The sequence below is a fragment of the Oscillibacter sp. genome (genome assembly GCF_032018205.1).
Taxonomy (GTDB): Bacteria; Bacillota; Clostridia; order Oscillospirales; family Oscillospiraceae; genus Oscillibacter.
Genome location: NZ_DALZOY010000015.1, coordinates 13,380 through 32,824 on the forward strand (window position 1 = coordinate 13,380; position 19,445 = coordinate 32,824).

Below are 19,445 nucleotides of genomic sequence, written 5' to 3' on the forward strand. Positions count from 1 at the left end.
CCGCTATGCAGCGGCCGTTTTTGCGGTAATTTGATAGTAATCCACAGGGCTTTGCTTCATGCCGGTAACTCCGGCTTTCATGACCAGAAACATATTCAGATGGAACAAGTAGCAGTAAGAACTGTCGTTTGTCGCGGTCTGCTGAATCTGAAGCGCGTAGTCTGAGCGCTTTTTCATATCAAATTCCGTTGCCAGCTTTGTCAGCAGATCGTCAACCTGCGCATTGCTGTAATGACCGAAGTTGCTGCCATTTCCGGTCCCCATGGTATAGCTTAGGTAGGACAGCGGATCGCCGGTAGGCGTGGTGACATAGGCATAAACACAGATGTCGTAATTGTCGGCAGTCAGATAGGAGCTGACAGTCTCCACCTGTTCAAAGCTGATGTCCATGCCCAACTGAATCAAGGCAGACTGCAGGGCTTGAGCGGACTGGGGAAGCCCCGTGCGGCCATAGGTAATGAGACGCAAAGACACTTTTTGACCGTCCTTATCCAGAAAGCCATCGCCGTCCGTATCCACATAGCCGCTGCTTTTGAGCAAGGCTTTGGCGCCTTCAAGATCATAGACGGGAACATCCGTCATAAGATTGTCATCCCCATAGCTCAGATAGTCTGGGAATGCGGACTTGGTTGGGGTTCCGGCCCCGTTGAGCAGGACGGAGGCATAGGAATTTTTATCGACCGCCATACAGATCGCACGGCGGAAATTCTCGTCGCTCATGAACTTATGGGATTGATTAAAATAGAGCATGTAGACGCGGGTTGTGGCGGCCTGAGAGACCTGAAAAGCGGCATCGCCCTTAAATTGGCTAAGCGTGTCATAAGACAAACCGTAGGCCGCGTCGATCTCACCATTCTGCATCGCCAAAGACAGGGTATCCGTGTCGGAGATCGCTTTGATGGTTACGCTTTTGCTTGCCGGCGTTCCGCCCCAATACTGATCAAAAGGCTCCAAATAGGCCGAGGAGTCTTCCACATACTGTTTCACTACATAAGGGCCTGTGCAGACCGGATACTCTTCAAAATCTCCAGAACCGCCGTCCGCCGCAGCATCCACAATGCAGGCGTATGGGTCGCATAGGGCGTTGAGCAGTATTGGATTGGGCTCTGTGGTGGTAATCGCCACCGTATTTCCGTCGGCAGAAATGGAATCAATCATCAGATCGGAAGCGGCGCGGTCATTTGTTGCCACCAGCCGTTCCAAGCTGCTTTTAACCGCCGCGCCGTCCATCGCGTCGCCATTATGAAACAGCACGCCTCCCCGCAGAGTCAGTGTCCATGTCAAGTTGTCGTCTGACAGGGAGTAGTCTGTTACCAGATTCTCTTGGACGTTAAGGCTGTCGTCCAGCGTAAACAGCGTCTCGCCGATTCCATAGCGAACAGTTGCCCAGCCGTTATAATCATCAGCCGGATCCAGCTTTGTAAAAGCATAGGTCCCAAATACAAAATCAGTCCGGCTATCTCCGCCGGTCGGCGCGCTTGAAGCTGGGGGCGCACCGCCGCAGGCGCTCAGAGATTCGACCGCCAGCAGCAATGCGAGTAAAAATGCCTTTTCCTTTTTCATATTTTTCTCCATGGTAAATATTTGAGTTTTGCACCGGGTCCAGCACGTCCCGCACACTGTCTCCCAGCAGGTTAAAAAGGATGGAGGTCAGACAGATCGCCGCTCCGGGATACAGCACAAGCCAAGGGGCTTGTCCCATCAGTCCTCTGCCGTCGGAAATCGCGCTTCCCCAGTCGGCGGAGGAAGCGCCCAGCCCCAAAAAGCTGAGGCCCGACAGCGCGAGAATCGTGCCGCCGACGTTCAGCGACGCGGTGACGATTACCGGTCTCATGGCGTTAGGCAGAATATGACGGAACAGAATGCCGGCGCTGGTCTGCCCGTTCAGCCGGGCCGCCAGAACAAAGTTTTCCTGCCGGAGGGAGATCACATAGCTGCGGGAGAGCCTTGCGTACTGCGGCCAGCCGGTGGCGGCCAGAGCAATGACCACGTTTTGCAGACCTGCGCCCAGCATTCCGGCAACCGCCAACGCAAGGATCATGCCCGGAAAAGCCATAAAAACATCCACGAACCGCATCAAAACAGCATCCACCGCCCCACCGAAGTATCCGCACATCATCCCAACGGCACATCCTAGCACCACGGTCAGCGCCACGATTGCCAGCGCGGAGAAAACAGAGAGCGGCGCACCCGCCAAAATTCTTGAATAGACGCACCGGCCCAACCAATCCGTGCCAAAGGGATACTCCGCACAGGGAGATAGTTTCACCTGAGCCAAATCCGCGAAATCGGGATCATTTGGCATCATACTCCGGGAAAGCACGCAGAAGACACATAGAGCGACGGCCGCAGCCAAGAGAAAATACATTCGTATACGGGCGGATCGGTTTGCAGCATTCATCTTATGACACCTCCAGTCCGCGGCGTATGCGCGGGTCCAGAAAATAGTATGACAGATCAGTCAGCAAGTTGATGACAACGTAAATCACGGACATACAAACCACAAACGCCTGAATGACTGGGTAGTCCCGTTTCAGTATCGCATCCATCACCAGATAGCCCATACCGCGCCAGACAAGAATCCGCTCCACCGCCGCGCTGCCGCCCAGCAGGGTACCAATCGACATGGATATGAGTGTGATAATGGTCACCATCGCATTGCGCAGGACATCATGAAACAGCACCGTCCGCAGCCTGATCCCGCGGGAAATCGCGCCGTCCACATAGCTGCGTCCAAGCTGTTCCAGAACCGCTGCACGTACCTGCCGGATGTATTTTCCCGTCATGGGAATTGCCAGCGCCAGTGTCGGCAGAATCAATCCTTCAGCGGTTTCTGATGCAAGGACAGGAAGAAGCTTCAATCTGATGGCAAAGAGTTGCAGCAATAGCAGCGACACCAAAAAATTTGGAAGAGAGTTTCCAAGGAAACTCAAAAAACGCAGAAGATAGTCTATAAAAAGGCCCTGACGAACCGCAGTCAGGATACCCAGCGGAACGGACAAGGCAACGGTCATCAGCACGGAGGTCAGCGTCAGGGCAAGCGTTCTTGGCAGCGCAAGGCACAGTTGCGCCGCCACGGATCGCCCATCCACCAGTGAAGTCCCCATATCTCCCCGCACAAAGCGCCACAGCCAATCAAGGTACTGGGCCAAAAACGGCCTGTCCAGACCGGCCTTATGCCGCATGGCTTCCATGACGGTTTCCGACACCGGAATCCCCTGCGCCTGCAGCAGCATCTCCACCGGGTCGGACGGAGAGAGATACATCAGGCCGTAGGCAAGAAAGGTGACTCCCAGCAAAACCGGCGCCAAGGCCAGAAGGCGGCGCAGCGTATAGAACAGCAGAGGATGTCGGCTTAATCGTTGGGCCACCTTGTCGTACTCCTTCACTTGACGGCGCGGATCATGAACATTGGCGTCGCACCGTATAATAGTTTTTCTTTGCTGCTCCAGAGCCTGTCTGTAATATCCCGCTGAACGGATATATCGCGATAACCCGCAGCCTTCAACAGCGGTAAATCCCAGTCCGGCCGGATGCATTTGCCAAGGCGATGCGCTTGAATCTGGTCTGGATCTTCCACCTCACGGCGGTGGTCGGCGCTGAAATTCGAGCCATAGGTCTGAAAGCACAGCGTCTCTCGTCTGGCGAACTCCCGGCGGATTTCCGGATCGGTCTGCATCAGATGCCAGTTTGCGTCAAAAATCAGAAGGACGCCGCTGGACCGCAGGACGCGAAACCATTCGCAATAGGCTTTTTCCTGCTCTCGCAAAGTATGCGTCACATTCCGGCTGATCACAAGGTCGAAGGAGCCGTCAGCAAACGGAAGACGATGACAGTCTCCCTGCAAAAACAACGGACGCACCCCCGCTTCGGCGGCATTTTGAGATGCCTGCGCCAGCATTCCAACCGCGCCATCCAACCCCACTGTCCTATGTCCCGTCCGGGAAAGCAGAATGGTAAAAAACGCGGGTCCACAGCCCACGTCCAGAATATCCAGAGGAGTATGCGCGGGTGCACTTTCCAGAATCAGTTTTGACCATGCGTCGGCGCGGAAGCTTTGCAGTTCTTCTCGGACGATTCGGCTGTAATTCTCCGCCGCCCCCGACCAGTGATCGTCAATTTCCCGCTGAGTTTGCGTGATTGCTTCGGCGCTGCCCGGCTTTTCCGCGCAAATCAGGAAGTCGCTGATTACGTTTTTCACCTCGCCGCTTTCGGAGTCACGGAAAGTCAGGGGATAGGTCTCCGTTTGGAGTTTCCCCACACCCAAGTCAATCAGGGTGCGGAGATCCCACTCCGGCCGTCTTTTGTGGGACAGGGGCAGGTTTCGGGCAATTTCATTGATCGGCGTGGGATCCACGCCGTAACAGGAGCTGTGCGTTCCATCCCTTGACTGATTTGCTTTGCGGTACAAATCGTCATAATAATATAGATAGTGGTTTCCATCCATGACCAGCAGACGACCGCCGGGTCGCAGAATCCGCAGCCACTCCCGGTATGCCTGTTCGGGCTCCTCCAGATTCCACACCAGATTTCGGGATACGATATAGTCAAAGCTCTCGTTTTCAAAAGGGAGCTGCTGCGCGTCGCACCGCACGGTTTTTACAACGACGCCTTCCTCGGCAAAGTTGGATTCTGCCTGTTCCAACATTTTTTCAGAATAGTCTGTGGCAGTGACGCGGTGCTGCTCCTGCGCCAGCAGAATGGAAAAAAAGCCGGGGCCGCAGCCGACATCCAAACAGTCCAGACAGTTACCTTCCGGTGCGAAGGTCCGCAGCTTATCTCGGAAAAAAGCCGCCCGGTCATCCTTTAGCTGTTCATGAATGGTTTTTGAATACCCATCCGCACGGATGTCCCAGTAGGCGGAAATCTTGCTTAAATACATATAGCCCCTCCACTGGCGTCAAATTTCACCGGTTCCGGTCGAGTCGGAATGACTTACGAATCTGTCCTTGACAATTAAAAGCCATTTGAGCCTCAGTCCGGTTCTTGGCAGCACGCTCCGGGGGGCGAATCTGCCAAACGCGTATCCGGCTTACAACTGCCGGACGATGTCGTTCCAGACTTGCTGGAAGGGAAGGCCGCTCTCCTTCGCAGCGGAGGCGACATCTTCGTATTCCGGCTTCTCCCGATGGATTCCCATGCCGTCGGCACACTTGATGCGGATGGGTCCATAGGTTGTCTGTGCGGTCCGCAAGCTGGGAACCAAAATATATTTGGCGCAGCGCCGGGCCCGAACGCCGTTGGAGGTGGTTTCCTCTAAAACAGCCTGCGCCATCCGCTCTTCGTCCGCAGTCCTGCACAAAATGGTGAGGGAGACTCCGGGGCGGCCCTTCTTCATGGCTAGAGGCGCCGCAGAGACGTCCAAAGCCCCCCGGGACATGAGCCGGTCGGAGGCAAAGGACAACGCCTCTGCCGTCATGTCGTCGATATGACAGCACAGCTCCACGATGCCTGCCTGCTCAGGATCGCCGGATTGGCCCAGAAATGCGCGAACGCAGTTGGCTGCGGGAAATTCTTTCTTTCCAACACCGTAGCCCACCTTTTCCGGAATCATGACGGGCATAGGACCGAACTGTTCTCCAAAGTGCGCCAACAACGATGCCCCGGTGGGGGTGCAGAGCTCTCCGTTGATCTCCCCGGAATAACAGGGAATTCCCTTGAGAAGAAAGGCGGTGGCCGGAGTGGGCACGGGCATGACGCCATGCGCGCACCGAACATGTCCGGATCCCAGATGGACCGGCGAGACATGAACAGAGTCCGGGTGAAGAAGCTCCATTGCAAGGCATCCGCCCGTCACATCAATGATGGCATCCAACGCGCCGACCTCATGAAAGTGCACCTGCGTGACAGGGACGCCGTGTGCCAGCGATTCTGCTTCGGCAATTCGGTGATAGACAGCCTGAGCATTCCGGCGAACTTTTTCCGGCACATTGAGATGTTCCAAAATTTCTGCGATGTCAGACGGGGCGGTGTGATGATGCGCGTGCGTGTGCTCATGCTCGTGCTCGTGCTCGTGCTCATGCTCATGCTCATGCTCGTGCTCGTGAATGAGGCTCTTAAGGCAGCCGTCGGCAAGGTCGCAGCTATCCTCCTGAAGGCCACGAATATCCACTTCCATATGTGTTCCCGCAATGCCGCAGGTGTTGACTCTCCGTGCGGTCACACGCACGCCGGGGATCAGATGATTCATCATCTCCATAAAGGTCGCCTGGTCGGGAAGCAGTTCATAGAGCGCGGCCATAAGCATGTCGCCCGCCGCGCCCATTTTGCATTCAAGGTAAAGCGTTTTCATTCGGAAACTCCTTCCATCTGGTTGATGCGGTTGGCGAGGAAGCCCGCGCCGAAGCCGTTGTCGATATTCACAACGCTCACGCCGCTGGAGCAGGAATTCAGCATGGACAGCAGCGCCGATACCCCGCCGAATGAAGCGCCGTATCCAACGCTGGTTGGGACAGCGATGACCGGGCAGTCAACCAGACCGCCAATCACACTGGCAAGCGCTCCTTCCATTCCAGCCGCGACGATAACCACCCGGGCGGTCATCAGCGGCTCAAGATTGGAGAGCAGACGGTGCAGTCCCGCCACACCCACGTCATACAACCTCGTCACCCGGCTGCCAAGGACCTCGGCGGTGATGGCGGCCTCCTCGGCAACGCCCATGTCGCTGGTGCCGCCAGTAGCTACCACTACGGAGCCGCGGCCCGGCGTTTCGGCTGGGAGAGCCACTGCAAGACGCGCCAGCGAATCGTAACGCAGCGGAAAGGACCTGGCCAGCGTGTCCGCCACCTCCTGAGAGATGCGGGTGACGAGAATGTTGGAGCAGCCCTGCCTCTGCATGGAGGACAGTATTCCAAGAATCTGTTCGGTGGTCTTTGACTGCCCGTAAATCACCTCGGGAACGCCTTGACGGATGGCCCGGTGATAGTCCACCTTGGCATAGCCCAGATCCTCAAACGGAGCGAGCTTCAGCCGCAGCAACGCATCGTCCGGAGAAAGTGCGCCGCTTTGTACTTCTTTCAAAACTGTTATGATATCATGACCGGAACTCATACTGAATCCTCCTTACCGCGTGCGCAGGTCCAACGAGACAGTGGAAAAAAGCGTGGAGAGCCGTTCCAGCAACTGCTGCCTTTTTTCCACCGCGTAGGAAAACTGACTGGCGGGAATCTGGAGCAGCGCGGCGTCGCCGCGAAGCCGAATGCGAAAGTCCTGAAATCCCATGGAAAAAAGGACATTCTCCCCTGCCTCCACGGTTTTCAACGCTTCTGCCGTGATGGCTGTCCCGCTTGGGATGCGCGTTGCGAGACAGGCGTAAGAGGGCTTGTTCCACGTAAACAGATCCGCCTCCCGGCTCATTGCCCGCACGTCGCTTTTGGTCAGCCCACACTCCCGCAGGGGCGAAAGAACCTCCATCTCCTGAAGCGCGCGCATTCCCGGACGGTCAGAAGCGTCGTCGGAGGCGTTTGTGCCGTCGATTACCAGTTTGTATCCCGCCGTGGCGGCCTGACGCAAGATCATGCCGAAAACGACACGTTTGCAGTAGTAGCAGCGATTTTCCGGATTGGCGACCACAGTGTCATCCGCCAGAATGTCTCCTTCGATGACTGTCAGGGGAATGTGGCACTGTTCCGCAATCTTTTGGGCGTCGGCCAGCTCAAACGATGGCTGGAACGCCGAGTTGACGTAATAGGCGTGCCAGTCCTTGCCGTACTGCATGGCCGCCCATGCCAATAGCGAAGAGTCGGTGCCGCCCGAAAAGGCCAGTGCGCCAGACGGGTGCTGTGCAAAAAAGTCCTGTAAATTCATTGTGACCTCCAAATCTGTCGTGCGGGGCAAATTAGCCCTGTCCGCTGCAACTGTGTTTTGCGAACAGCCGCTACACCAAACAACTTGCCTTTTCCAACGAACGCAAAATAAAAGAAGGCATACCCATGTTAGGTATGCCTTCTGGCAAAACACAAACTTTCCATATAAGCCGTCTGTACAAAAGATTTGCGTCAGCAAGCCATTGGAAAGAGAACGGAATTCTATCCGCCTGACATGGCCTTCAGACCATATATGTAAGCATAGCAAGCCTGCATAAATCTGTCAATGGGGAAAATGCAAATATTTTAGCAATAAAATTTATAATTTGGGGATATGTTGTTCCATACTAATATTTATATGATAATATATAATATGGATTGATTTGCTGAGAGCAGTGTAAATTTCAACAAATACAAATACCGGCACTCTAACGTATCCGGAGAATGGACTAGCTTTATGAAACAGGAAAACATTAAAATAGCCGTCATTGACGGACAAGGAGGCGGCCTTGGAGGCGCTTTGATTCAGCAACTCAAAAAGGCAAATCCAGACATTCCAATTCGTGCCTTAGGGACAAATGCCGCCGCCACCGCTACCATGTTCAAAGGCGGCGCGGACGACGGTGCGACTGGCGAGAATGCCATCGTATACAACGCCTCGCGTATGCATATTCTGCTGGGTCCCATAGGGGTTTTGGTTGCAAACGGACTTTTGGGTGAAGTCACGCCTGCCATGGCGGCGGCAATCGGTTCAGCAGATGCGGTAAAGATTCTTTTACCGTCTTTAAAATGCAATATTCGTTTGGCGGTCGGAGCGCAGGAATCAATGCAGACTTATTTAAACGACGCGGTACGCCTTTGCAGCGAAGAGATTGCCCACCTTGTAGACCAATAAGAAGGCGGCACATTCCTCCAAGGTTGTAAAAATAGCCGAATAGATAATCAATACCCCTGCCGAGCGGCGGAGAAAGGCCATCCAATGATTCATCTGGTATTTCTCGCGCCGTATGAGGAACTACGCGGAAAAATTGAACAAGTATTTCAAGAGCGTTATGATTGGGATGAAATCTCCTGTGAGATCATGACCGATCAGTTTAATAATAATCTGGCTGCGGCCCTACATGAAGACGCCATATTCCATCGGTGCTGATCGAATCCGGGAAAGAAGCAATCAACTCCACGATTGACGATGCGCTTCAAACGGTCCAGATCACGCGGCCGAGCGGCTGAAAAGCAGCCAAATTGCCAACATCATGAATTACTCTTTTCCGGGGGTCGTCTCCACCGATCACGAGGGAATGTTCACCCTTGCCAACAATTATTGCTATAACCTGCTGGGAGTGACTGAGCAGGAGCTATTGGGTCAACAGCTCTGCGCATGGTTTCCGGACACCCATTATCAGGAGGTGGTGGAACGAGGAATCAAAATTCTTTCGGAAATTCACCGGGTGGCGCAAAGTTGCAGCAGCTCCAATTCCAGCCTTCTGATTTTAGGAGAGACCGGCGTAGAAAAGGAGCTGTTTGCCCAGTCGGTACACAACGCCAGTAGTCGACGGAACGAGCCCTTTGTTGCCATCAACTGCGCATCTTTGCCGGAAGATCTGCTGGAGTCGGAACTGTTCGGGTATGTGGAGGGCGCTTTCACAGGAGCGGCCAAGAACGGCAAAATGGGCCTTTTTGAGCTTGCCCACAACCGCTTAATCGGACCGAATCAGCTATGCGCGGGTATTGGCATGAGGTGCATCCACGGTCACGGCTTTGTGGGGGTGCCTCACAGCGGGGCTGAGGAATTCCGGCGTACCGCCCGGGAGAATATGCTCCAAGGGGCTGACTTATTAAAAACTTTTGCAACACCGGGAATGCCTCCCATAAACGGGTCCTTTATCCCCCACTTCCTCACCCGCGAAGAAATCCGCACTGTTGTAGAGGAAGCTGCTGGCAAAAATCTGCCTGTTGTCTCTCACTGCATTGGCGGTCAGGGTCTGGTGGACTGCGTTGAAGAAGGCGTGGACGTAATTGAGCACGCCTACTGCATTGATGACGCAGGGCTTGAGCTGGTGACCAAGTATGGCTGCCGGCTGGATCTGACTTCCGGCATCCTTCTGGACCCCAGCGGGGAGGAGTTTCTCTCTCCGGCAAGTGTGGACTGCTGCCGCCGGATGCGGGATGCCGCCTTTTCCTGCATGGAGAAGGTCATGAAAAGCGGCGTCAAGTTCGCTTTGGGTACCGATGCTTATCACGGTCTTCTTTATAGGGAAGTGAAATACGCAGTCCAATGCGGCGCCAGCAGCCTTAACACAATGAAAGACGTGACGGTAAACGCCGCAAAAAACGCCTCCTGTCGTAGAATAAAAGCTACGATAGGAGGTCTTTTGTATGCCAATAAAAAGGGAGCTGCCGGGATGTTCCCGGCAGCTCCAAACTGCGTTATAAAAAACTCTGTTTTTATCTGTTTCACTCAAAAATCAATTTCAATGAAACGTCTTATACGTAGTTGCAAGCACGGGCAATTGCCATTTCGGTAAAGCCCAGCGCTTCCGCCTTGGTCTGATTTCCACAGGCGACTTCTCTGACCATTTGATAGAGCTCGTCACCCAACTCCTCCAGTGTCTTGGTCCCATAAATAAGCGGGGAGGCATCCAAATCCAAGTTGTCTTTCATCTTGGAAAAGGTCAGCTTGTTGCCGGTAATCTTGATGACCGGCACGATGGGATTTCCCGTGGGGCTGCCACGGCCTGAGGAGAAAACCACTACCTGCGCGCCGCCAGCCGCCATCGCTGCAACAGAGGCGGGATCGTTACCCGGGGTATCCATAATCACCAGGCCCTCTTTTGTCGCAACTTGCTTGGCATAGTCATAGACGGCGCTGACAGGTGCGTGCCCGCCTTTATGTATACAGCCCAGAGACTTTTCCTCCAAAGTCGTGATGCCGCCCGCCTTGTTGCCCGGGGAAGGATTTCCTTCTCTTACTTCTTCCCCAATCAACTGCAGCGCTTTTTCATAGCGGTGTACAATTTCTAAAATACGGTCGTGAACCTCGGGAGTTTTGGCGCGCTTTGCCAAAATATGCTCGGCGCCAATGAACTCCGTTGTCTCGCTGAGAATGGAGGTCCCCCCGTCTGCCACCAGCAGATCGCTCAGACGCCCAATGACGGGATTCGCCGCAAGACCACTGGTGGGATCGGAGCCGCCGCATTCCGTGCCGAGAATCAGCTCGGACATGGGAAACTCCTGCTTTTGAAGCATTGACGCCTCCTGAACCAGCTCTCTTGCGTACCGGACACCCTGTTCCACGGCCTTAAGCGTTCCGCCAATCTCCTGAATGATGATTTGACGCAGGGGCTTGTTAGTGCGCTCTTCAATGGCCTTGACCACCAAATCCATCTGACAGTTTTCACAGCCCAAGGATACAACCACGGTTCCGTAGATATTGGGGTTCGCGGCGTAACCGGCCATCACGTCCATTGTAAGCTGCTGATCGGGGGCAACCTGAGAACAGCCCTGCTGATTGTTGAAGGTTACGGCTCCGTTAACCTGATTGGCAATAATTCGTGTAGTATCGGATGCACAGACACTGGCCGGCAGAATCAGCACATGATTGCGAATGCCCACCCGCCCGTCCGGACGCTGATATCCAAAAAAATTCATTGATATCTCCTCTTGTCAGCCGTCGAGATTTTCCCGGCGGCTGGTGACGTTATGAACATGGATATGCTCACCTTTTTTAATATCGCAGGCGGCGATGCCGATATGCTGTCCGTACTTGGAGACGGACTTGCCCTCGGGAATGTTCTGGCAGGCCGCCTTATGGTAAATTGTAATATCCTCCAGAGCCGGAAAGCGCAGTGTTTCACCGTTGCAGACATAGATGATATCATCGTCCTTCTGAATTGCCTCAATGGCGATTACCACATTGTCTTTGGAATCAATGATCATTGCGTTGTGCATAAATGCACGCCTCCTTTTAGTATGCCTGTGCCGTTAAGCCCATCAGTCCAACGGCGGCGGGAAAGGGATGGCCCGCGATCCGCGGGCATCCCCTCATTAAAACAGATTGCCCTGTGTGTCAAATATCAGTTCATAGGGTTCAGAGAGAATTTCAATATTCGGGTTTGCCTTGGCCAGTGGCAGCAGACCCTCGGAAATCTCAATATACTCAATGTGGGCCGTATTGTGAATGCGGATCATCTTCATGTTGTTCTGATCTTCGGCATCCGGGCAGCAGCAAAGCGCCAACTGCAATGCCTCACGGTCATTGTCCATGATCATGGGAATCTTCATCAAATGCAAAAACGTATTGGTAACACCGGTTGGATACGTCATCTCCAGCTTCATCTTTTCATAAAGCCGCCGGGTCGTCACTTCCGCCAGCCCGATGCCCTGCGCATTGCCGTGGGTTTCGTCCGTAAGGTCAAGAACAACCACCTTTTCCGCATCGATCCCCCCCGAACAGTATTTGGGCTGGACAAAGCGCCCTGTTACATTGGGGTCCATCCCGTCTCCGCTGATATTTTTGCCGATCTGGTCCACAACCAGCACGTCGCATTTATCAAAAAGCAGACGGGCAATGGTCTTATAGGAGAGGTCCTTGAGCTTCGGCTCCTCATCAATAATCTCCTGAGGAGTCAACGCCTTAACAAGATAGGTATCATCATAAGCGTTTTCGATCACTGCAATTCCACCGATAATCGGTGCGTTTTTCAGAATCGTAAGGCCGTATTCCTCTACCAGCTCGTGCATAATCGCTGGACTTTGGCTGTGCAGATCATGGGCACCCTTTTGCTTACCAAGGCCGATGGCCATCATTTTCATCAGGCCGCTTTCATACTTGCCGCGGAAAGACGTATGGGGCTTAATCCGGTTTAAGAGAATAATCCCGTCGGCCTCCGCCGCGTTTTTGTCAATCTGAACGGACTGATGCCGTTTTTCGGAAATACCGATCTGAACTGTATCCATGCAGCTTTTCACCGCGCAGCCCATCGTTTGCTCTGTGATGCCATAGTCGGCAAGAATTTGGCTCTGGCCTTCCGCGGTAGCTCCTCCGTGGCTTCCCATGGCCACCACAATGAAGGGTTCCGCACCCCGGGACTTTACGAAATCCACAATGGCTTTGGTCATGATTGCATAGTGGTTAATGCCGCGGCTTCCGCAGGTAATGGCAATCTTCATTCCGGGCTGTATTTTCTCCGCAATCACCTCTCTGGAAAGCTCGGAGGTAACCGTTGCCGCAATTTTTTCCTCTGGAATATTGGTGGAATCGTAAAGCTCCCGTATCCGCACCATTTTGGGAATGGGAACATCTTTTATCAGGTTGGTAATTGTTTTCATATACTGTCCTCCTAGTCCGCGCCTAGATGTCTATTCTTAAAACATAAATTTCAAATGCAAGCTGGACGCCCCGTCGCAGAAAATTATAACCTTAATCATGGCTGGATCTGAAGGTCTCGCCATGACTGCGGTCGCCAGACCTATGCCAGTTCATCGCTTAGAGCAGGCAGGCTCATTACGAAGAAGCTTCAAAAAAGCTCATGCCAGACTCCGATTTATTTGTGGAAGAGAGCTTTTAAAAGGCGGTCCCCGCCTTCCGCTCAGAGCTTCTTTTTCACCATCCACAGCATTGTTGCAAAACAGGCGCCTCCACCGATTAAATTGGAAATTGGCTCCGACCAGAACACACCAGATACCCCCATATAGCGAGGAAGCAGCCAGATCAGAGGAATCACCAGTACAACCTTGCGGAACAAGGAGAAGAAAATGGCATACTTGGCCTTTCCCAGCGCGGTGAAGGTGGCCTGTCCGGAAAACTGAAGTGCCATTAGACAAAAGCCCCAAAAATAGATGTGCAGCATATCCACACCGACTTCCAACAGCTTTGGATCATCTGTAAACAGCAGGATCGCCGCCTGCGGGAACAAAAACAACACACCCCAGACCACCGCGGTATACACAATGCACACACCGGTTGTGAAGGCAATCCCCTTTTTTACCCGGTCAAGTTTTTGAGCCCCATAATTATAGCCAAGAACCGGCTGTGACCCGGCTGTGATACCATGCACGGGCATGATCACCATCTCCCGCACGGAGGAGATCACCGTCATGGCGCCCACAAACACATCGCCGCCCAGATTCATCAGCGCGCGGTTATAAGCGAATTGCGTGATTCCATTTGTAAACGCCATAACAAAATTTGCAAAGCCCATCTGCACGGTCTGCAACAGCACGGCAGGCTGCCAGCGAATATGTTCCTTGCGCAGCAGGAGCAGCGCTCTCCGCCCCGTCAAAAAATGCAGCACCCAAACCGCAGAGACTAGCTGGGCCACAACCGTGGCAATGGCAGCGCCTCTCACTCCCAAATCAAGCACAAAGATCAACAGCGGGTCGAGAATCACATTGATCACCGCGCCTGCGGCAATAGAAACCATTCCCACCTTTCCAAAGCCTTGGCAATTGATAAAATTATTCATCCCCAGCCCAATGACAGCCGCCGCTGTTCCCCAAATATACACAGAGAAATATTCCTTTGCGTATGGAAAGGTTTCGGAACTGGCTCCGAAAAGCCGCAGCAGCGGGTTTTGAAATACAACGCCTATAAAGGTCAGAATCAGCGCGGTAATGACCAGCATAAAAAATGAAGATCCGATAATTCGCTCTGCCGCCTCATCATCCTTTCGCCCACGCGCAATTGAACAAAGAGGCGCCCCGCCCATGCCGAAGAGATTTGTAAACGCAGTAATGATATTTATGATTGGAAAAACAATACCGACGCCGGTCAGACTCAAGGATTGTCCGCCGCCGATACGCCCGATAAAAAAACGGTCTGTTATGTTGTAAAGGACATTGATCAACTGTGCAATGATCATTGGAACAGCCATGTCGGTGATATTCCTTGCCATACTTCCTTGACTGAAATCATGATCGCGCTGCAAATAGTTACCTTCTTTCTCTAGATAGAGTTTACCGCCTTGCCCCGTGGCAGGCTCACTTTTCGGAATCAGCGGATTTGTTTTTCTCTTCCTGCCGCTTGATCATCCGCCAGAGTGTGGTCCGGCTGACGCCCAATTCCCGGGCAAGCTCCTTCTTTTTCACAGGGATCGGCAAATACAGCGAAGGCGGCGTTGGAGCTGTAGGGACGGCAGACGGAGCCTGCCCTGAAGTTTCCAAGCCCCCCGACCTCTGTCCATCAGCAAAAAGCAAATTCAGTTCTTCCAACGTGTCCGTACTGATAGCCTGTGCGTCATTGAGTACCACCAGCCGTTCACAGACATTTCTGAGTTCACGCACATTGCCCGGCCAGGAATACTGGCGCAAAATCTCCTGCACGCGCAATGTCAGCCGAGGCGGAATCTTGCCCTGCTCGGCGGCAAAAATGCAAAGCTGATGCTCCATTAGCGGCAAAATATCGTCCGGCCGCTCCCTCAGCGGCGGAATATAAATTTCCAGAGCGTTCAGACGAAACAGAAGGTCGCTCCGAAACTTGCCCTGCGCGATCTGCTCTTGAATATTGACATTGGTTGCAGCGATCACCCGCACGTCAATCGGGATGACCGCAGTACTACCAATCCTTCGGATTTCCCGCTCCTGAAGCACCCGCAGCAGCTTTGCCTGCAAAGCAACCGGAATTTCACCGATCTCGTCTAAAAAAATAGTTCCGTGATGGGCCTGCTCGAAAAGGCCCGTTTTTCCCATGCGGGAAGCGCCGGAAAAAGAACCCGGCTCATAGCCAAACAGTTCGCTTTCCAGCAGGCTTTCCGGAAGTGTGGCGCAATTGATGGCCACGAAGGGTTGATCAGCCCGATTGCTGGCCGTATGAATACTGTGCGCAAACAGCTCCTTGCCAGTTCCGGTTTCTCCGGTAATCAGCACATTGGAGCTGGCTGTGCTGAATTTTTTGGCGATTTCAACGCGTTTGCGCATGGCAGGACTGAAGGCAATTAAATCACGAAACGAGTATTTCGCGGTCAGGCCCTTGAACGTGAGATCCTTGCGTAGCTGGCGTTCTTCCTGCATGATCTTGGAAGCGGCACTGGTGGTGATCAGCGTGCCCACGCCGGAGGCCTCTCCACAGATCAGCTTGTATTTCACGTAGTATTTCTGCCCGTTCAGGTTCAAAATGCCCTCGTCCCCGTCTCGGCACGGATTGCTGGAGGAGCCGATAAAGGTCAGTTGGGAATTGATTTCGCTGACTAACCGCCCTTGCCAGCCAGACGCAAAATCCAAGTGATAAAGCTGATATGCCTTTGTATTCGCTTCCAGAATACAGCCGGTTTCATCCACGGCAAGCACCGCGTCTTCGCTGTTGTCCAGAATCATACGGATGATATTGCTTTTTGTTCGCTCGGTATTGATGCTGCGGGCCGCTTTCATTGCCTCTGACACAGCGCGGTCCAGCGTTTCGGGCTGAATATGGATATAGGTACACGGAATTCCGCGCTCCCGACAGATATTGCTGACAGTTCCGCCGCTGACAATGGCGTCCACGCCATCCCTCTGGCAGGCGTCCACAGCCGCGTACGCGCTATCTTCATCCAGAACATCGTATAGCCGCACGTCCGCCCGACACAGTTCATTTAAGCCGGGCAATATCTTTTTAAGCTCGCCGCGTTTCAGGCATAACCCGATGACGGAAGGGTGAAAGCTGTCCCGGCAGAGCATCAGCGCCTCCAGAATATCCGTCCCATCGAAATCCAGACAGGTCACATGCTTTCCCGAATAGATCTCGCAAATTTTGCGATAGGTGATGCCCCGCGCCACGATTACATCATAGCCCCCCAGTTGATTGAGAATCTCCGGGGTGCCGAAACGATGAACCACGTCAATATGCAATTCACTGCTGCGGATCTTTTCCACCTTTGCTTCCATCTGCTCAATTAAATCCGGGGACGGCACAAAAATGATAATTCTGACCATACGACACCCTACCTCCCACAGCAATTGCCACAATCATTTGATTAAGCGGACCTGCAAAAAGCAGACCCGCTTAATCATACTATAAATTGAAAGTTAGCTCAAGCCGTTATCCGCCATATAAACGGTTTCGTAAGCGGTGACATACCGAGTTGCCTCGTCAGTGTTCATGTACTGATCAATCAGCTGATTGGTTTCCAAATACTCATTCTTCCATGCCTCGGTCTTGGACACCTGTCCCAGAGCGTCAGACCAATAAGTAGCAGCCGCGTCGCTCATAGCAATCGGAGCTGCAACACCACGCCACACGGGAACTTCCACGTTCTCGTAGTCACCGATTTCGGACAGGGTGGGAGCATCCGCCAGGTTACCGGAGTAACGCTCTTCAGCCAGCGCCAAAACGGGATCCAGATCGCCGGATTCCACATACTGAGAAGCTGCTGCGGGCTTGGAGATCACGAAGTCCACATTGCCGCCCAATGCCGCAGTGATTGCGTCAGAGGTGGAGTCATAAGTGATGTAACCCATCTGCTGTTCGGTGAGGCCCACTTCCTTGATCAGCTTGTTATAGGTCTCAATATCATCGCCCTTGGAACCGCCGATGACCACAAACGTGCCGTTCTTGGCAGCTTCAATGGCAGCGGCAAAATCCGACTGGTCCCCGCCGTTTTTGGCATAGTCAGTCTTGGAGTCGGAAGCAGGGCAGGAGAACAGCAGCTGCTTATCAACTGCCATGATGGCAAGGATGCGGAAGTTGCTGGAACGGTTATTCGTGTTTTTAACCATGGGTGTCAGATCGCCGGAGTTGAAGGTCAGCAGGGTGTAATCTGCATCGTTCGTCATGGTCGCAACCTTATTGCGGCCAACCTCGCCCGAGCCGTCTGTCTCGTTGGAGACGATGATGGTCTGTCCGTTGGCCAGATTTTCGTTGGTCATGATCTCCCCGATTTTTCTGGTGAAGATATCGGAGCCGCCGCCAGCGGAAGATGTGCATACCCATGTGACGCTTTTTGTGGGGACGAAGCCCTCGGGCTGGGCGCTGCCGGAACCAGCGGAACCGGAAGATGCAGATGAAGCGTCGCCACAGGCGGCCAGCGACATCACCATCAGGGATGCAAGAGCGAATGCAAGAACCTTTTTCATGATAGTTTCTCCTTATGTTAATTTTTCTGGGGTAACAGGGTAATATCGAAGATCAGGCGTGAACCTGAGACTTCTTTGCTTTGAGCTTGCGCAGGATATTTTTCGCCATAGGCGTCAAAACCAGCACCAGGAAAACTGCAAGCAGCACCAGCTTCAGGGGAGAGTCCGCAAATACTTTTAGCCCACCCTGAGACGCAATGAACGCCTTGCGCATGTTCTTCTCCAGCATAGGAGCCAACACGAAAGCCAGCAGCATGGGCGCGGTGGGGAATCCGTTCTTTTCCAGCAGATATCCAACAATACCGGAAATGAACATGACAATCACGCCAAACATGGAATTGGAGGTGGAATATGCGCCCACAATGCACACGCAGGTGATAATGGGGATCATATACTTCACGGGAACACTCAAAATTTTGATCAGGAACGGAATGACTAAAATCGCCACCAGCAGAGTAAAGAGGTTCGCCAGATACAAAGAGGAAATCAAACCCCAGCAAAATTCGGGGTTTGTATCAAACAGCAGCGGGCCGGGATTCAGGCCCCACATCATCAGTCCGCCCAGCAGCACCGCGCCGGTGCCAGAGCCGGGAATGCCCAGAGCCAGCAGCGGGGCGAACGCACCGGCGGCAGCCGCATTGTTGGCAGCCTCGGAAGCGGCAATGCCCTCAATTGCGCCGGTACCCATGGGCTGCTCGCTCTTGAACTTCTTTTGCATGGCATAGCCGACCATGGACCCGGTGGTAGCGCCGGAGCCGGGCAGGACACCGATGAAGGTTCCCATGATGCCGGACCGCAGCGCCGGAGGAAGTATACGCTTTAGGTCGTGCTTTGTGAGCATACTGTCTTTAATGGACAGCTTCACCGCGCGCTCCTGGCTACCGCGCTTGGCGTCGTCGGCTTCCCGCTCGTTGATCAGCTTAATGACTTGGGCAAATCCCACGCAGCCGATGACAAACGAGGTGAAAGGAATCCCGCCCAGCAGATACATGCTGCCAAAGTTATAGCGGGGTGCTCCAGACAGTGTATCCATGCCCATACTGGCAATCAGAATGCCGAACATTGTAATGACGATGCCCTTCATGGGATTTTCGCCAATCAGCCAGCTGATAGAGGTCATAGCGATGAGCAACACCAGCGTCATCTCCGCATAGCCAAACTTCAGACCCAGATTGGCAAGCCCGGAGGCGGTGCAGGTCAGAATCAGAATACCGATGGTGCCGCCGATGAAGCTGGAGAGGTTGGCGGTGACCAGCGCGGGGCCGGGGCGGCCGTTCTTGGCCATGGGATAGCCGTCCAGCGCAGTGGTAATCGCCGGAGAATCTCCGGGAATGTTCAATAGAATGGCACTGAAAGAACCGCCGTACATATTGGAATAATACAGAGCGCCCAGCATGATAATGGCGGTGGTGGGATTAAACTTATAGGTCAGCGGCAGCAGCAGCGCAACGCCAGCCAGCGAACCGATCCCCGGCATGGCGCCCACGATGAGGCCCAGAATCGCGCCCAGCATGCACACTCCGATATTTTCGGGAGTCATCAGTGTGTGGAAGCCCGACAGTAATGATGTAAAATTCTCCATAATCAGGTCTC

The 19,445-nt window shown here is 53.6% G+C and carries 16 protein-coding genes and 1 pseudogene; 3 read left to right on the top strand and 14 right to left on the bottom strand.

Annotated features, from left to right (window positions below):
• Window positions 1-3: 3 nt before the first annotated feature.
• The 7 genes from RTU96_RS11700 to larE all read right to left on the bottom strand — a co-directional run bounded on the left by RTU96_RS11700 (window position 4) and on the right by larE (window position 7,806).
• Entirely contained in the window at window positions 4-1,563 is a 1,560-nt protein-coding gene (locus RTU96_RS11700) for an ABC transporter substrate-binding protein (RefSeq protein WP_312636794.1), read from the bottom strand.
• On the bottom strand, window positions 1,457-2,401 hold the full coding sequence (locus RTU96_RS11705; protein ID WP_312636795.1) for an ABC transporter permease: 945 nt from the start codon (window positions 2,399-2,401) through the stop codon (window positions 1,457-1,459). The genes RTU96_RS11700 and RTU96_RS11705 overlap by 107 nt, the downstream gene beginning before the upstream one ends.
• 1 nt (window position 2,402) lies before the next feature.
• Entirely contained in the window at window positions 2,403-3,371 is a 969-nt protein-coding gene (locus tag RTU96_RS11710) for an ABC transporter permease (protein ID WP_312636796.1), read from the bottom strand.
• Between the two features lie 14 nt (window positions 3,372-3,385).
• Window positions 3,386-4,882 (bottom strand): methyltransferase domain-containing protein, encoded by a 1,497-nt coding sequence (locus tag RTU96_RS11715; RefSeq protein WP_312636797.1) that lies wholly within the window; start codon window positions 4,880-4,882, stop codon window positions 3,386-3,388.
• Window positions 4,883-5,032: 150 nt separating this feature from the next.
• Window positions 5,033-6,292 (bottom strand): nickel pincer cofactor biosynthesis protein LarC, encoded by a 1,260-nt coding sequence (larC, locus tag RTU96_RS11720; RefSeq protein ID WP_312636798.1) that lies wholly within the window; start codon window positions 6,290-6,292, stop codon window positions 5,033-5,035.
• The gene (larB, locus tag RTU96_RS11725; RefSeq protein WP_312636799.1) at window positions 6,289-7,050 is read right to left on the bottom strand and encodes a nickel pincer cofactor biosynthesis protein LarB; all 762 of its coding nucleotides are present in this window, start codon (window positions 7,048-7,050) and stop codon (window positions 6,289-6,291) included. Before larB ends, larC begins: the two co-directional genes overlap by 4 nt.
• A 12-nt stretch (window positions 7,051-7,062) precedes the next feature.
• On the bottom strand, window positions 7,063-7,806 hold the full coding sequence (gene larE / locus RTU96_RS11730; protein WP_312636800.1) for an ATP-dependent sacrificial sulfur transferase LarE: 744 nt from the start codon (window positions 7,804-7,806) through the stop codon (window positions 7,063-7,065).
• A gap of 456 nt (window positions 7,807-8,262) precedes the next feature.
• On the opposite strand from larE, the gene RTU96_RS11735 reads away from it, so the two are divergent.
• From RTU96_RS11735 to RTU96_RS11740, 3 genes and pseudogenes are all read left to right on the top strand, one after another.
• Window positions 8,263-8,700 carry a DUF3842 family protein gene (locus RTU96_RS11735; RefSeq protein WP_312636801.1) on the top strand — a complete coding sequence of 146 codons (438 nt, stop codon included), beginning with the start codon at window positions 8,263-8,265 and terminating at the stop codon, window positions 8,698-8,700.
• Window positions 8,701-9,274: 574 nt separating this feature from the next.
• Window positions 9,275-9,496: pseudogene (locus RTU96_RS14800) on the top strand (sigma 54-interacting transcriptional regulator); the annotation flags it as partial.
• A 42-nt stretch (window positions 9,497-9,538) separates the two neighbouring features.
• Window positions 9,539-10,330: an amidohydrolase family protein gene (locus RTU96_RS11740; protein ID WP_397356961.1), complete on the top strand. Its 792-nt coding sequence runs from the start codon at window positions 9,539-9,541 to the stop codon at window positions 10,328-10,330.
• Here RTU96_RS11740 and RTU96_RS11745 read toward each other — a convergent pair.
• The 7 genes from RTU96_RS11745 to RTU96_RS11775 all read right to left on the bottom strand — a co-directional run bounded on the left by RTU96_RS11745 (window position 10,290) and on the right by RTU96_RS11775 (window position 19,434).
• A complete protein-coding gene (locus RTU96_RS11745) occupies window positions 10,290-11,453 on the bottom strand; it encodes a UxaA family hydrolase (protein WP_312636802.1) in 1,164 nt (387 codons plus the stop codon). The genes RTU96_RS11740 and RTU96_RS11745 overlap by 41 nt on opposite strands.
• Before the next feature lie 15 nt (window positions 11,454-11,468).
• Complete coding sequence (locus RTU96_RS11750; protein ID WP_312636803.1) at window positions 11,469-11,753, bottom strand: UxaA family hydrolase; 285 nt, start codon at window positions 11,751-11,753, stop codon at window positions 11,469-11,471.
• Between the two features lie 96 nt (window positions 11,754-11,849).
• Window positions 11,850-13,133, bottom strand: coding sequence for a lactate racemase domain-containing protein (locus RTU96_RS11755; protein ID WP_312636804.1), 1,284 nt, complete (start codon window positions 13,131-13,133; stop codon window positions 11,850-11,852).
• A 260-nt stretch (window positions 13,134-13,393) separates the two neighbouring features.
• Window positions 13,394-14,698, bottom strand: a complete 1,305-nt coding sequence (locus RTU96_RS11760) for an MATE family efflux transporter (protein ID WP_312636805.1) — start codon at window positions 14,696-14,698, stop codon at window positions 13,394-13,396.
• Between the two features lie 85 nt (window positions 14,699-14,783).
• Window positions 14,784-16,712 (bottom strand): sigma 54-interacting transcriptional regulator, encoded by a 1,929-nt coding sequence (locus RTU96_RS11765; protein ID WP_312636806.1) that lies wholly within the window; start codon window positions 16,710-16,712, stop codon window positions 14,784-14,786.
• 93 nt (window positions 16,713-16,805) lie between these two features.
• Window positions 16,806-17,852: a tripartite tricarboxylate transporter substrate-binding protein gene (locus RTU96_RS11770; protein WP_312636808.1), complete on the bottom strand. Its 1,047-nt coding sequence runs from the start codon at window positions 17,850-17,852 to the stop codon at window positions 16,806-16,808.
• Between the two features lie 52 nt (window positions 17,853-17,904).
• Window positions 17,905-19,434 carry a tripartite tricarboxylate transporter permease gene (locus RTU96_RS11775; protein ID WP_312636810.1) on the bottom strand — a complete coding sequence of 510 codons (1,530 nt, stop codon included), beginning with the start codon at window positions 19,432-19,434 and terminating at the stop codon, window positions 17,905-17,907.
• Window positions 19,435-19,445 lie beyond the last annotated feature (11 nt).